Below are 13,770 nucleotides of genomic sequence, written 5' to 3' on the forward strand. Positions count from 1 at the left end.
CCACCCCGAGCGCTCGGGGCGACATCGCGCGGCCCGCGGCGGCATACTGGGGCCGATGACCGCCGTCACGCACCGCCGGACCGCACCGTGACCACGCCCGACGAGGCGTACCAGGTGCTGGTGTTCAGCCGGACCACCGGGTTCCGGCACGACTCGATCCCCGCCGGCATCGCCGCGGTCCGCGCGCTCGGCGACCGGCACGGCTTCGGCGTCGACGCCACCGAGTGCGGCGCCGTCTTCACCGACGACACCCTCCCCCGGTACGCCGCGGTCGTGTGGCTGTCCACCACCGGCGACGTGCTCGACGAGCCGCAACGCACCGCCTTCCAGCGGTACGTCGAGGGCGGTGGCGGCTACCTCGGCGTGCACGCCGCCGCCGACACCGAACACCGGTGGCCCTGGTACGGCGGGCTCGTGGGGGCGCGGTTCCACGACCACCCGGCGACCCAGCCCGGCACCGTACGCATCGAGGACGGTGGCACGGCCGCCACCGAGGGGCTGCCGCGGGAGTGGCCGCGCACCGACGAGTGGTACAACTTCCGCGCCAACCCGCGCGGGTCCGTGCACGTGCTCGCCACCGTCGACGAGGCGACCTACGACCCGGTCGGCTACCGCGGCGGCGCGATGGGTGCCGACCACCCGGTCGCCTGGTGCCACCGGTACGCGGGCGGTCGCTCGGTCTACACCGCGCTCGGCCACACCGCCGAGTCGTACCGGGAGCCCGCGTTTCTGCGGCACCTGTACGGCGCGCTGCGGATGGCCGCCGGTACCGCGCCGTTCCCCGCCTGACGGGTCACGTCGCCGGCAGCGGGGCCTGCCACAGCCGTACCCGGTGGCCGTCGTCGGCGGCGACCACGACGGCGCGCCCGTCGCCGGCGGCCAGCAGGCGCGTCTCGCCGCGGGCCGACACCGTTGCGGGCACGGCGATCCGGCTCCACCGCGCGCCGTCCGCCGACCACCACAGACCCATCCGACCCTCCCCGGGTACGGTCGCGAGCAGTCCGCCGCCGGGCAGCGCCGCCAGCGACCGTACGCCGGCGGTGCCGTGCTCGCCGCCCGCGCCGAACCCGCCGATCCGTTGCCAGCCACCGGATTCCCGTCGCCACGCGGCGTACCGGTCGCCGTCCGCGCCGACCGCCACCGCACCGCGGACCGTCGGCACCACGCGTTCCAACGACTGCCGGCCGTCCGGCGCCACGACCCGCTCCCGCCGCCACGTACGCCCGTCGGCCGAGTACCAGGCCACCGGCTCGCGGCGCAGCGCCGGCCCGGCCAGCACGTACCGGCTGCCCACGGCCAGCCAGCCGCCCGGGACCGCCGTCACGTCCGCGGTCGTCGTCTGCTCGCCCGGCCCGCCTGCCACCGCCGCACTGTCCGGCAGCCGCCCGAACCCGGCCGCGCCGCGCGCCCACCACACCGCGCCGCCGACCCGGCCGGACGAGCCCAGCCAGTCCCCCACGACCACGGAACCCGTTGCGCCACCGGCGATCCGGCTCACCCCCACCGACCGCGGCCCGCCGTACAGCTCGACCGCGCCGAGTACCTCGGCGACCGTACCGTCGGTCCGCTCGTACCACGAGCTGGTGCGGGGGTTGCCGTGCGCGCCGCCCACCTGCGCGCCCAACGCCACCAGCCGCCCGCGGTGACAACCGCCCGCGTACAGCGCCTGGCGGTGGCCGTAGTAGGTGACCGCCGCGGTCCGCGCCCGGCGCCACGCCACGCCGTCCGCACTGCGCCACACCCCCGGCGCGCCGCGTACCAGCCCCAGCACGTACCACCGGCCGCCGCAGCGCAGCACGTCCCGCACCGCCACGCCCGCACCGGCCAGCCGTACCGCCGACCACCGCGGCTGCGGCCCCGCCACCGCGTCGCCGCCGAGCCCCGCCGCGACCAGTACCGCCAGCGCCCCCGCGACCACCCGCATGCGTCCACGCTAGCCGGCGCGCGCGGGTGGTGCGGTCCCGTCAGCGGGTGGTGAACGTCGTGATGGTGACGGGGAGTTTCGGCTCCCCGTCACCGTTCGGGCCGTCGACACCGGCGGCCGCCACCTTGTCCACGACGGACAGCCCACCGGTCACCGTCCCGAGCACCGCGTACGACGGCGGGATCGTGTCGTCCTGGTAGCAGATGAAGAACTGGCTGCCGCCGCTGCCGGGGCTGCCAGTGTTCGCCATCGCCACCGTCCCCCGTGGGTACGGGTGGGTCGCGCCGGTCGGCAGGTTCTCGTCCGGCACCGTGTACCCGGGGCCGCCGGAGCCGGTGCCCGACGGGTCACCGCACTGCAACACCCACAGCGCCCGGGTGGTGAGGCGGTGGCACGGCGAGCCGTCGTAGAACTTCTGCTTCGCCAGGCTGGCCAGGCTCCGCACCGTGCACGGCGCCTTGTCGGCGGCGAGCCGGATCGTGATCGTGCCACGGTTCGTGGTCAGTACGGCCGTTGTCGGGAGCGCCGACGTCGGGTCGGGCGGCGACACCGCGCGCGCCGGCTTGTGCCCGTCCGACCGGTACCGGCAGGCGCCGGCCGCCGCGCTGCCATGGGGCGCGCCCGACCCGCTCGGCGACCCGGCCGCCGACCTGCCCGCCGACCAGTGGTGGTACGCCAGCAGGCCGCCACCGCCGCAGCACAGTACGAGAACCACGGCGCACGCGCCGACCAGCCACCCGATCCATGCCCGCTTCGGCGGTACCCCGGGCGGGGGCGTGTCCCACGGCGGCTGCTGCCCTGACGGTTCCGACGGATGCATGCCCGGAACGGTACCGGTCGTCCCGTCCCCGCCGTAACGCTCCGGCCGTCGCCGGACGACCTGGCCCCCGGTGACGCTCTTCGCCTTGTCCTGCAACGGATCCCGCGGCGTCCATCCACGTGCCGCGCACCGCACGCGTCGAACCGCACCGCACGCGGGGCAGCGCTGCGGACAGGAGTCGACCGCAACGCCGTCTAGCGTCAGTACCGACGGAGGAACGGGAACGGCGGAAGGCGAGAACGATGACCACCGAGGCGACGACCACAGCGGCGACGGTCACCGGCGAGCGGGCGGACCTGCTGGAGATGCTGACGCAGCACCGGTTCTTCCTGCGGAACACGACGCGCGGGCTGACCGACGAGCAGGCGTCCCGGCGTACGACGGTCAGCGAGCTGTGCCTGGGCGGCCTGATCAAGCACGTCACCGAGGTCGAACGGACCTGGGCGGACTTCATCGTCAACGGCCCGTCCCCGGCGGCCGACTTCGAGAACATGACCGAGGCCGACTGGGAAGCCCGGACGAACGGCTTCAGACTGCTGCCCGGCGAAACCCTGGCCGGCGTACTCGACGCCTACGCCGAGGTGGCCCGCGGTACGGACGAGCTGGTGGCGACGGTCGACCTGGACGCGTCGCACCCGCTGCCGTCGGCGCCGTGGTTCGAGGCGAACAAGCGCTGGTCGGTACGGCGCACGCTGCTGCACATCGTCGCGGAGACGGCGCAGCACGCCGGCCACGCGGACATCATCCGGGAGTCGCTGGACGGCGCGAAGTCGATGGGCTGACCCACCCCCCCGGGTACGCACCGGTCAGCCGGCCGCGGGGCCGGGGTGGACGGGCAGCGCGAGCAGGCCGCGGCTGCGCCACGACGGACGCCAGCGCAGCTCACCGACCGGTACGGCGAGGCGCAGGTGCGGGAAGCGCGCCAGCAGGCGGCCGAGGACGGTCTCGGCCTCCAGCCGGGCCAGCGGCGCGCCGAGACAGTAGTGCGACCCGTGCCCGAACGTGAGGTGCGGGTCGCCGCCGCGCGCGGGATCGCCGTTGGCGGCGGCGATGCAGAGCAGTACGGTGTCGCCGGCGGGGATGTCGACGCCGCCGATCCGGAGGTCGCCGAGCGGGAACCGCCGGATCGCGTACGGGTTCGGGTCGGCGGCGGCGATCAGGTCCTCCAGCGCCGCGCCGCCACCGGTACGGCCGGTGAGCCGGTCCAGCACGGCGTTGCCGATCAGGTGCACCGAGTTCTCGTACCCGGCCCAGAGCAGCAGGAACGCCAGCGACAGCAGCTCGTCCTCGCTCAGCCGGTCGTCCGCGTCGCGGGCGGCGACCAGCCCGGACAGCAGGTCGTCGGCGGGCGCGGCACGCTTGGCGGCGATCAGCCCGGTGAGGAACGCCAGCATCCCGCCGAGCGCCGCCCGGGTCGCCTCCGGTCGGGCCGGGTCCGGCGCGACGAGCGTGTCGGTCCACGCGCGGAACCGGGCCCGGTCCTCGACCGGTACGCCGAGCAGGTCGCCGATCACCGTCAACGGCAACGGTACGGCCAGCGCGGCCATCAGATCGACGCTGTTCACACCGTCCATTGTGGACAGCAGAGCGTCGGTGGCGCGCTCGGTGGACGCGCGCAACGCCGCCACCCGCGTACGGGTGAACGCGGTGGCGGCGAGGCGACGCAACCGGGTGTGGTCCGGCGGATCCAGGTTCAGCAGGTTCGCATCCAGCGCCGGCGGCAACGAGAACCCCCGGTACCCGCCGGTCGAGTGCGCCTTGTCCAGCGACAGCCGCGGATCGGCCAGCGCCTCCCGGACCTCCCGATACCGCGAGACGACCCACACCGCGGCCCCGTCCGGCGTCTCGTCCCGCCGGACCGGACCGGCCTCCCGCACCACGTTTCCGGCTGCCAGCACCCGACCATTCTCCCCGGCCGGTACGTGCGGGCGTCGAGCCGGGCGGCACCGGCGCGGTCAGCCGGCCGGCGGCGCCAGCCGTACGAACACGACCGGCTCGGCGAGGTCGAGCACGACCTCCTCGTCCAGTCCGGTGACCCGCCGACCGCCGGTCGAGATGGCGAACGTGCCGCGGGTGAACGCCCGCCACGCCCGCTCCACCTCCACGGTCGGATCCGGCTCCGCGGACGCGAACAGCGGCACCCGCACCGCGCCCCGCGCGCGGACCTCCTCGTCCGACCGGTACTGCCGGTCGAGGACGTGGCGGCAGCGGGCCGCGTCGGCGCGCAGCTCGTGGATCTGTTCGGTCACGGCGCGGCGGATCAGGTCCCGCGCGGTGGTCCGCTCGTGCGCCAGCCGCACCAGTACGGCGGGCAGGTCGTCGTCTGCGCCGGTCGTCCGGCTGCGTACCTCGATCTCCACGGCCGCCACCCTAGAGCCCGGGTACGACAGGAACCACGGGTCGTGCCACGGGAGTACGCGGAGGGTCGGAGTGTGGGCCGATGTGCGCGGGACCGGCGCGGGCGAGCCTGGGCGCATGACGAGAGCGATACGACGGGCGCTGGTCGCGCTGGCGCTGGCGGCGACGGCGGTACCGGCCGCGGCGACCCCGGTGGCGGCGACCGAAACGCTGACCTGGCGGGAGTGTCCGGGCGGCGGCGGCCCGGACGGCATGGAGTGCGCGGACCTGCGGGTACCGCTGGACCCGGCGCGGCCGGACGGGCGCCAGCTGACCCTGGTACTCGGCCGGCTCCGGGCGGACGGCGGCCACCCCGCCGAGGGCACCGTACTGGTCAACTACGGCGGGCCGGGCGCGCCGAACGTGGAGATGATGCGCGACCGCTCGCTGTCCCCCGGTACGCAGCCGTTCGCGAGCCTCCGGCACCACATGGACATCGTCACGTGGGACACCCGTGGCTTTCCCGGCCTGAGTACGCCCGCGTTGGACTTCTCGTGCCTGTCCGGGCTGCCCGCGAACCCGGACCCGCTGGCGCTCCCCACCGACGAGGCCGGCTTCCGGCGGCTCGCCGCACGCAACCGGGACGCCGCGGACGCCTGCCGTACCAGGGATCCGGAGCTGTTCGACCGCATGGACGCGGCGGCGAACGCCCGGGACATGGAGGCGGTCCGGCGCGCGCTCGGCGTCCCGCGCATGAGCCTGTACATGGGCTCGTACGGCGGGGTCTACGGCCAGACGTACGCGCGGCTCTACCCGGAGCGGGTGCGCGGCATGGTGCTCGACGGCACGCCGAACCACACCGACCCGTACCCGGCGGAACTGGTCGCGCAGGCGCGGGAGAACGGCCGGCGGATGGACCGGTTCGCCGCGTGGTGCGCCACCGACACCGGCTGCGCCCTGCACGGCCGGGACGTACCGGCGGTGTGGCGGGCGCTGACCGCGCGGGCCGACCGTACGCCGGTGCCGGCGCCCGACGTGCACGCGTCGTTCGGCGGCTGGACGCTGCGGATGCTGGGCGCGGAACGGCTGCACGCCGCCGGACCGGCGGACTGGCCGGCGCTCGCCCGCGACATCGCCCACGCCGTCGACGGCGACGCCTCCGGGCTCGCCGAGTCGCCGACCCACCCGTACCCGTCGATGAGCTATCCGGTGTCGCACTGCCGGGAATGGCCGCGCGCCAAGAACTTCGCGGACCTTCGCTCCACAGTGGACGGTCTCGCCCGGGTGGACCCGAACTTCGGCGCCGGCGGCACGTTCGCCGCCTCGATGCTCGCCTGCGTCGGCTGGCCCGTCGGCGTGGACGACCCGGTCCGGGCGCTGCCGCGCGACCTGCCGCCGCTGCTCGCCGTCGGTTCCTGGGGCGACTCGGCCATGACCGCCCGCGCCGTCGACCGGGTACCCGGCAGCGGCACCGTCACGCACGACGGCCCCGGCCACGAGCTGTACGCCACCGGCAACGCGTGCGTCGTCGCGCACGCCGACCGGTACCTCACCACCGGCGCCGTCCCCCCGCCCGGCACCGCCTGCTGACCCGGGTACGGCCCGGTCACCGCGGCCGGGCCGTATTTCGGCTCAACCGCAGGCGATCAGCCCTCGGACGGGCGGGCCGGCGTGACGAGACCGCTCTCGTACCCGGTGATGACGAGCTGGGCGCGGTCCCGGGCACCGAGCTTGTCGAACAGCCGGCCGATGTGCGTCTTCACCGTCGCCGGGCTGAGGAACAGGTGCGCGGCGATCTCGGCGTTGGACAGGCCGCGGGTGATGAGCGTCAGCACGTCGCGTTCCCGGGCGGTGAGGGCGGCCAGGCTGGTCGACGCCGCGGCGGCCGGCCGGGGCCGCGCCACGAACTCCGCGATCAGCCGGCGCGTCACCGTCGGCGCCAGCAGCGCCTCACCCGCCGCGACCACGCGTACCGCGTCGAGCAGGTCGGCCGGCGGCGTGTTCTTGAGCAGGAAGCCGCTCGCGCCCGCGCGCAGCCCCGCGTACACGTAGTCGTCGAGGTCGAACGTGGTGAGGATGAGCACCCGGCTCGTACCGTCCGGCGCGGCGCAGATGCGGCGGGTGGCCTCGATGCCGTCCATCTCCGGCATCTGCACGTCCATCAGCACCACGTCGGGACGCAGCTCGGCCGCCAGCCGTACCGCCTCGGTGCCGGTGCCGGCCTCGCCGACGGTGACCAGGTCCGGCGCGGTGTCCAGCAGTACCCGGAAGCTGCCGCGCACCAGGTCCTGGTCGTCGGCGACCAGTACGGTCGTCCGGCCGTCGGTCACCGCGCCCCCTCCGCCGCCGGTACCGGAAGGTGGGCGGTGACGGTGAAGCCGCCGCCCGGCCGGGGGCCCGCGGTCATCGTGCCACCGTGCATGGCGACCCGTTCGCGCATCCCGAGCAGGCCGTGGCCGGGCCGGTGACCGGTACGTACCGGGCGGGTGCCGTCGTCGGCCACCTCCACCCGTACGCCGTCGGCGGTGGCCGCCACGAGCACCGTGCACCGGGCCGGCGCGGCGTGCCGTACCACGTTGGTCACGGCCTCCTGCACGATCCGGTACACGGCGCGCGCGACGTCACCGGGCAACCCGTCCGTGCCACGTACCGTCGTCTCGACGGTGACACCGGCGTCGGTGGCGCCCGCCGCCAGGGCGTCCAGGCCGGCGAGGCCCGGCACCGGGCGCGGCTCGTCCGGCGACTCCGGCGAGCGCAACAGGCCCAGCATGTGCCGCATCTCCGTCAGTGCCTGACCGCTGGTCGACTCGATGACCCGGAGCGCGTCGCGTACCTCGTCGGGACGGCTGTCCGCGACGTGGTTCGCCACCGCCGCCTTCACCCCGATCAGGCTCAACGTGTGCGACACCACGTCGTGCAGCTCCCGGGCGATCCGCAGCCGCTCCTCCGCCGCCGCCCGCTCGGCGAGCCGCTCCGCGGCGACCGCCGACGCGGCACGACGCTCGCGTACCGCCCGGCCGATCGTCCACGAACAGCCCAGCAGCGCGCAGCCCGCGACCAGGATGCCCGGCCCGCCGGCCGTCGCCGGACCGCTCACCACGGCCACGAGTACGAGAAGGCCGCTGAGCACGCCGATCACCACGGTCGGCTCCCGGCGCCGACGTGGCCGCGCCACCGCCACCGGGTACACGGCGAACGCCGCCGCCAGCAACGGATCCCCGAGCAGCCCCAGCCCCGCGCCCACCACCGACACCGTGCACACCAGTACGAACACCGGCAACGGGAACAGCCGGCGCAGCGCGACCGGCAGGCCCGCGCCGGCCGCCACCAGACACACCGCCCACACCGGCCCCGGCGGCGACGGCCCGAACGCCGGCAACACCACCACCACCGTGTACGCCAGCGCCGCCGCAACGTCCAGCAGGATCAGCTCCGTACGCGACAGCCGCCGCCGGAGAAGCGACCGCGGCTCCCGCTCATCCACGTCCCGGAACGTACCAGCGGGGGACGGTGCCGGGATCGGACCTGGGGACGACGGACCGTGGGAGTAGGCGGGGTCGTCCCCCGCTCCGATCCGCCCGGCCACCGTCCCGCGACACCATCGCCGGCATGATCGAGATCCGGGACCTGACCAAACGGTACGGCGGGCGCAACGCCGTCGACAGCCTGTCGTTCCGCGTCGAACCCGGCACCGTGACGGGCTTCCTGGGCCCGAACGGCGCCGGCAAGTCCACCACGATGCGCCTGCTGCTCGGCCTGGCCACCCCGGACCGCGGCACCGCGCTCGTCACCGGCCGCCGGTACGCCACGCTCAAGCATCCGCTGCACCAGGTCGGCGCGCTGCTCGACCCGGACGCCGCGCACCCGGGCCGGACTGCCCGCGACCACCTGCGCGCGCTGGCCCGCAGCAACCGCATCCCCGACCGCCGCGCCACCGAGGTACTCGACCGGGTCGGCCTGGCCGGCGTCGCCCGCCGCCGGGTGGGCGGCTTCTCGCTCGGCATGAAGCAGCGGCTGGGGCTGGCGGCGGCGCTGCTCGGCGACCCCGGCGTACTGCTGCTCGACGAGCCCGTCAACGGCCTCGACCCGGACGGCGTGCGATGGATCCGGGACCTGCTGCGGTCGCTGGCCGCCGAGGGCCGCACCGTCCTGGTGTCCAGCCACCTGATGAGCGAGATGGAACTCACCGCCGACCGGCTGGTCGTCATCGGCCGCGGCCGCCTCGTCGCCGACACGTCCGTACCGGAGCTGGTGGCACGGTACGACCGTGGCGTGGTCGTCCGGTCCGCCGACGACGCCCGGCTCGCCGCCCTGCTGCGCGCCGAACGCGCCACGGTGGCCCCCGGTCCGCACGGCGGCCTGCTCGTCACCGGCCTCACCGAGACCGACATCGGCGAACTCGCCGCCCGCCACACCATCCCCCTGTACGGCGTCGCCCGCCGCCGCGCGTCCCTCGAAGACGCGTACCTGGCGCTCACCGCCGGCACCGTCGAACACCGGAGCGGCACATGACCGGCGCCCTGTCCGCGGAGTGGCTGAAGCTCCGCTCCCTGCGGTCCACCTGGTACCTCGTCGGCGTGGTCGCGCTCGCCACCGCCGGCGGACTGCTCCTCTCCTGGTACGCCGCGCACCTGTGGGACACCCTGCCCGCCGCGCGCCGCGCCCACCTCGCCGTCGCGCCGCCCACCCCGCTGATCCAGCCGGTCGTCGAGACCTGCCTCGGCATCCTCGGCGTCCTCGCCCTCGCCGGCGAGTACGGTCGCGGCACGCTGCGCGGCACCCTCACCGCCGTACCCCGGCGCGGCACCGTACTCGCCGCCAAGGCCGGCACCGTCGCCGCCGTCGCCCTCGTCCTCGGCCTCGCCTGCGTCACCTGCACCACACTCGGCGCACGCGCCCTCGTCGGCGACCGGCACATCGCCGGCCTCACCGGCCCCGCGATGCACGACACCCCACTGCTTCTCGCGTACGCCGGCGCGGCGGTGACCGCCGCCCTCCTCGGCCTCGGCCTCGGCGCCGTACTCCGCTCCACCGTCGGCGCCGTCGCCGCACTCGTCGGCATCGTCCACATCATCCCGATGGTCGTCTGGCACCTGCCCGACCCCGCCGGCCGCTGGGCCAGCTCCCTCGTCCTCGACGCCCTGCCCCAACAACTCGTCGGCCTCGACAACCACAACTCCGTGTACGGCGCCGCCCTCGCACCGCCCGCCGCCCTCGCCGCGCTCCTCGCGTACGCCCTGCTCCCGCTCGCCGCCGCCGCCCTCCTCCTGCACCGCCGCGACGTGTGACCACGGGCGCACGCACGCCGAGGCGGCAGGGCGTCGCCGCGGGTCACCGCGCGCGGGATCCGGTTGCCCCGCACCATCTTCCCGGTACCCCCGGGCGACGTGGGCGCGCCGCCGCGATCGGCAGTCACGCCACGATGCGGGTGCGTTGTGTCAGCGGAGTCAGTCGCGGCGAGGTGGCGGCGGAGGCGCGCCCACGGACGGGCCGCCCGGCCACGGAGCCGGCCGCTGCGCCGGTTCCGGCCGACGCGACCGTACGACCAGGACCACGACGGCCACCGCGAGGACCAGCCCACCACCCACCACACCCGCGAGCGCCGCACCGCTCAGCCCACCGGTACGCCCGGCGGCCGCGTTCGGTGTGGTTGAGCCATCTCCGGTGGCACCGCCGTCCGGGGCCGGCGACGACGCCAGCGGATCCGGCACCGGCCCGCCCAACGGATCCCGGCCCACCCGCGGTACGTCCGCCGTCAGCGCCGCCACCGGATTCACGATCCCGAAGCCGTACTGCGGATCCCAGCCCGCCGGGCCCCGGTCCGTCGCCGTCTTGATGATCCGGTTGATCACGTTCGACGCGTTCAGTTCCGGGTACTTCGCCCGCACCAGCGCCGCCACCCCACTCACAATGGCAGCAGCATTGCTGGTGCCGGAGCCTTCGCTGTAGTTCGACTCGCCCGACTTGACGAACGTCGCAGCGGGGATCTTCACCGCGGGCGCCGAAAGCGTCGCGTACTTTCCTTGCGCCGAGCCGTTCCAGAACCGCCCGGACGCGTCGACACCTGTGGCGTTGAGGACTCCCTTCAGCCGACCGGGTGCCCCGATGCTGTCGATGCCGACATCGGTGTTGCCTGCCGCGCCGACAACGACGACGTCGTGGACCTCTGCGTAATGGATCGCGGAGACCAGTGCCGGCGTCGACTCGTTGTTGCCGAACGACAGGTTGATCACCTCGGCGTGTTGGTCGACTGCCCACCGGATGCCGTCCGCCGCGGCGTCGGGGCTGACGTTGTCGCCGTTGCTCGCGACGCGAACCGGCAGGACCTTGACACCTGGCGCAACGCCGAGTGTGCGATCCTCACCCCCGCCTTGAGCGGCGATGATCCCGGCCATGCTGGTTCCGTGACCGCTGGCGTCTTGCGTCGCCGGCATCCCGGCAAACTTCCCGAACGATCGCCCGGCGAGAACATGTCCGGCCAGGTCTGGATGGGTGGCATCGACTCCCGTGTCGACAACGGCAACCGTGACTCCCGAGCCGTTGCTGATTTCCTGCGCCTGCGGAACGTCCAGGAAACCCAGGTACCACTGCGCTTCCCGCACGGTCTGCGCCTGTGCCGCACCGGGCGCGGCGACAGCCGCGAGGACACCGATGGCGAGTACTGCCGCCGCCCGGCGTACCCATCGGGTGTGTGTTGCCACGCCTGCTCCGTTCCGCGCTACTCGATGACCGGGGGCGGGCCGAGCGGCACCGACCACACGTCATCGTCCTCGATCAACCAGGTCTGACGCTCCTCGCCGTCCTGTTTCCCGCCCGCACCGCCGGGCGACACTCCGCCATAGGTGTCGCCCGCAGGCCCGCTCGCGCCGCCGCGGCCGGATCCAACGCCGGCCGCACGTTGCGGACCCCGAGGTTCCGTCGCATCGGCACCGCGGTAGCCACTCGCGCCGGCACTGTAGCCCGTCGGTCCGAATCCGGCCGCGCCACCGCCAATCCCTGCGCCACCACCAATCCCTGCGCCGCCACCGAAACCCGCGCCACCCACGCCCCCGCCGATACCGGCGTCCACGGCCGGAGTCGCTCCCGCAGACCCGGGATGGCCAGCGCCCGCCAGGCTCGTCCCCGACGACCGGTTCCATTGCGACGGTTCGACCGCGGCCGCGGGTGATCCGGCGCCGTTGTGCGACGCGAATCCGGTCGTACCGTATCCGGCGCCCGTCTTCGGCGGCGGTGGTGAACCGACGCTTGGGCCACGGCTGTCCACGCCGCCATACCCGCCGCTTCCGCTGCCGCCCCCGTCGCTCCCGTAGTCCGTCCGGGTGCGCGGATCCAGCGTGGGCGCCTCGTCGTACGTGGGGATGGCGGCGTGTTGTTCGGCGTACGCGGCGAGCAGGGTGTCGAAGGCGGCGCGGGCGCGGTTGGTGCCCTCGTCGTACCAGCGGTCGGCGTCGAGGTTGGCCTGGGCGGCCTTGCGGTTGGCGGTGGCGTCGACGGTACGGCCGGTGGCGTCCGGGTACGCGGCGGCGATGCGGTGCCCCACGTAGTCGCGGAATCCGTTGTCCGCGTAGCGATCCCGGTGGGTACGGAAGAAGTGGTACTGCACCTGGTTGCCGGTCTGCGCGTCCTCGTACCGGATGCCGTGCATGCCGAGGTTGTGGACGTCGCCCATGTCGGGCAGCGGGATCGAGGCGATGGCGGTGGCGAGGGCGGTGCCGGTGTCGCCGGACAGGTGGATCATGGTGGACATCCGCGCGTAGAAGTCGTCGATCTGTTTGACGAGCGACTCGTAGTGCCCGCGGTACGCGTCGGCGCCCGCCCCCGACCAGTCCTTCTCGCCGATCCGGGCCTTCAGGTCGCGCAGGGTGCGGGACGCGGTGTCGAGGATCTGGAAGTACGTGTGCCACTTGAGTTGGAGGTTCCAGACCTGGTCGGGGCGGCCGGCCATGGTGACCGCCCGGATGATGGCCTCCCAGGTGAAGTCCTTCGCGACCTCACTCATCGGCCCCGCCTCCCCCGTACCCGCCGGATGCCGCCGGGCCGCGCGCCGGCGCGCTGCCGGTACCCGCGCCGGTGCCGCCGTCGGTGCCGCTTCCCTTGTCCGGCACGGAATCCCCGGCGTGGCCGGGTGGTGCCGCGGTGTCGGAGTCGGTGCCCGCCGCGCTCGACGTGAGCAGGTTCTCGACCTGCTCGGCGAGCAGCGAGTTGCGGCGCTCGGCCGTGGCGTACCGCTCGGCGATGGTGCGGGTGCCCTCCGCCAGGTCGGCGATCGCCCGGTGCAGCCGCACGCTGAACTCCTCCGCCGCGGCCGCGCCCGCCCCGTACCGGTGCCAGAGGGTGTCGGCGTCGGCGAAGCGGCCGGACGGGTTGGTCCAGTCGTTCATGGCGCCGCCGGCGTGGTGGTCCCGGGCCTCGGCGGCGCTGACCCGGGTGGCCGAGCGGATGTCCTTCGCCGCCGTGGTCAGGTCGCCGTCGAGGTAGCTCGCCAGGCTGTACAGCTCCTTCGCCACGTCGGCCAGGTGCCGCGCGTCCGCGTGCAGCGGCCGTCCGTCGACGCCGTGCGTCAGGTCCGCGCGGGGATCGCCCAGCGTGGAGCCCTCCAGGTCGATCGGGTGTGCCGGCGGGTTCGCCGGGCCACCGTCCGCTGCCGCCTCCACCGGGCCACCCCGCTCCGTCGACCGTCCAGTTACTC

14 protein-coding genes are annotated in these 13,770 nt (G+C 74.7%); 5 read left to right on the top strand and 9 right to left on the bottom strand.

All coding sequences use genetic code 11. The features are described from left to right. Positions 1-87: 87 nt before the first annotated feature. Positions 88-789 (top strand): ThuA domain-containing protein, encoded by a 702-nt coding sequence (locus tag Aru02nite_RS30555; RefSeq protein WP_203663494.1) that lies wholly within the window; start codon positions 88-90, stop codon positions 787-789. Between the two features lie 4 nt (positions 790-793). Here Aru02nite_RS30555 and Aru02nite_RS30560 read toward each other — a convergent pair whose 3' ends face one another. Continuing rightward, positions 794-1,924 (bottom strand): hypothetical protein, encoded by a 1,131-nt coding sequence (locus Aru02nite_RS30560; RefSeq protein ID WP_203663496.1) that lies wholly within the window; start codon positions 1,922-1,924, stop codon positions 794-796. A 40-nt stretch (positions 1,925-1,964) separates the two neighbouring features. After that, positions 1,965-2,744: a peptidylprolyl isomerase gene (locus Aru02nite_RS30565; protein WP_203663498.1), complete on the bottom strand. Its 780-nt coding sequence runs from the start codon at positions 2,742-2,744 to the stop codon at positions 1,965-1,967. A gap of 242 nt (positions 2,745-2,986) precedes the next feature. On the opposite strand from Aru02nite_RS30565, the gene Aru02nite_RS30570 reads away from it, so the two are divergent. Beyond that, positions 2,987-3,526 carry a DinB family protein gene (locus Aru02nite_RS30570; protein ID WP_203663500.1) on the top strand — a complete coding sequence of 180 codons (540 nt, stop codon included), beginning with the start codon at positions 2,987-2,989 and terminating at the stop codon, positions 3,524-3,526. Between the two features lie 24 nt (positions 3,527-3,550). Here the strand turns inward: Aru02nite_RS30570 and Aru02nite_RS30575 are convergent, their stop codons facing one another. Together Aru02nite_RS30575 and Aru02nite_RS30580 are read right to left on the bottom strand one after the other, a co-directional pair. Then, complete coding sequence (locus tag Aru02nite_RS30575; RefSeq protein WP_203663502.1) at positions 3,551-4,642, bottom strand: cytochrome P450 family protein; 1,092 nt, start codon at positions 4,640-4,642, stop codon at positions 3,551-3,553. Between the two features lie 57 nt (positions 4,643-4,699). Further along, positions 4,700-5,104 carry a hypothetical protein gene (locus Aru02nite_RS30580; protein ID WP_203663504.1) on the bottom strand — a complete coding sequence of 135 codons (405 nt, stop codon included), beginning with the start codon at positions 5,102-5,104 and terminating at the stop codon, positions 4,700-4,702. A gap of 115 nt (positions 5,105-5,219) precedes the next feature. Here Aru02nite_RS30580 and Aru02nite_RS30585 point away from each other — a divergent pair, with 115 nt between their 5' ends. Next, positions 5,220-6,671, top strand: a complete 1,452-nt coding sequence (locus Aru02nite_RS30585) for an alpha/beta hydrolase (RefSeq protein WP_203663506.1) — start codon at positions 5,220-5,222, stop codon at positions 6,669-6,671. 56 nt (positions 6,672-6,727) lie between these two features. On the opposite strand, the gene Aru02nite_RS30590 is transcribed toward Aru02nite_RS30585, so the two are convergent. Both Aru02nite_RS30590 and Aru02nite_RS30595 read right to left on the bottom strand, forming a co-directional pair. Beyond that, positions 6,728-7,411: a response regulator gene (locus Aru02nite_RS30590; RefSeq protein ID WP_203663508.1), complete on the bottom strand. Its 684-nt coding sequence runs from the start codon at positions 7,409-7,411 to the stop codon at positions 6,728-6,730. Continuing rightward, the gene (locus Aru02nite_RS30595) at positions 7,408-8,565 is read right to left on the bottom strand and encodes a sensor histidine kinase (protein ID WP_203663510.1); all 1,158 of its coding nucleotides are present in this window, start codon (positions 8,563-8,565) and stop codon (positions 7,408-7,410) included. Before Aru02nite_RS30595 ends, Aru02nite_RS30590 begins: the two co-directional genes overlap by 4 nt. A 125-nt stretch (positions 8,566-8,690) precedes the next feature. Here Aru02nite_RS30595 and Aru02nite_RS30600 point away from each other — a divergent pair, with 125 nt between their 5' ends. Both Aru02nite_RS30600 and Aru02nite_RS30605 read left to right on the top strand, forming a co-directional pair. Then, positions 8,691-9,593, top strand: a complete 903-nt coding sequence (locus tag Aru02nite_RS30600; protein WP_203663511.1) for an ABC transporter ATP-binding protein — start codon at positions 8,691-8,693, stop codon at positions 9,591-9,593. Beyond that, complete coding sequence (locus Aru02nite_RS30605; protein WP_203663512.1) at positions 9,590-10,369, top strand: ABC transporter permease subunit; 780 nt, start codon at positions 9,590-9,592, stop codon at positions 10,367-10,369. Before Aru02nite_RS30600 ends, Aru02nite_RS30605 begins: the two co-directional genes overlap by 4 nt. A 159-nt stretch (positions 10,370-10,528) precedes the next feature. Here the strand turns inward: Aru02nite_RS30605 and Aru02nite_RS30610 are convergent, their stop codons facing one another. From Aru02nite_RS30610 to Aru02nite_RS30620, 3 genes are all read right to left on the bottom strand, one after another. Next, a complete protein-coding gene (locus tag Aru02nite_RS30610; RefSeq protein WP_203663513.1) occupies positions 10,529-11,683 on the bottom strand; it encodes a S8 family serine peptidase in 1,155 nt (384 codons plus the stop codon). 116 nt (positions 11,684-11,799) lie between these two features. Further along, positions 11,800-13,080, bottom strand: coding sequence for a hypothetical protein (locus tag Aru02nite_RS30615; protein ID WP_203663514.1), 1,281 nt, complete (start codon positions 13,078-13,080; stop codon positions 11,800-11,802). Beyond that, the gene (locus tag Aru02nite_RS30620) at positions 13,073-13,735 is read right to left on the bottom strand and encodes a hypothetical protein (RefSeq protein WP_203663515.1); all 663 of its coding nucleotides are present in this window, start codon (positions 13,733-13,735) and stop codon (positions 13,073-13,075) included. Before Aru02nite_RS30620 ends, Aru02nite_RS30615 begins: the two co-directional genes overlap by 8 nt. Between the last annotated feature and the right edge of the window lie 35 nt (positions 13,736-13,770).

Source organism: Actinocatenispora rupis (assembly GCF_016861975.1).
In the GTDB taxonomy this organism is placed as follows: Bacteria; Actinomycetota; Actinomycetes; order Mycobacteriales; family Micromonosporaceae; genus Actinocatenispora; species Actinocatenispora rupis.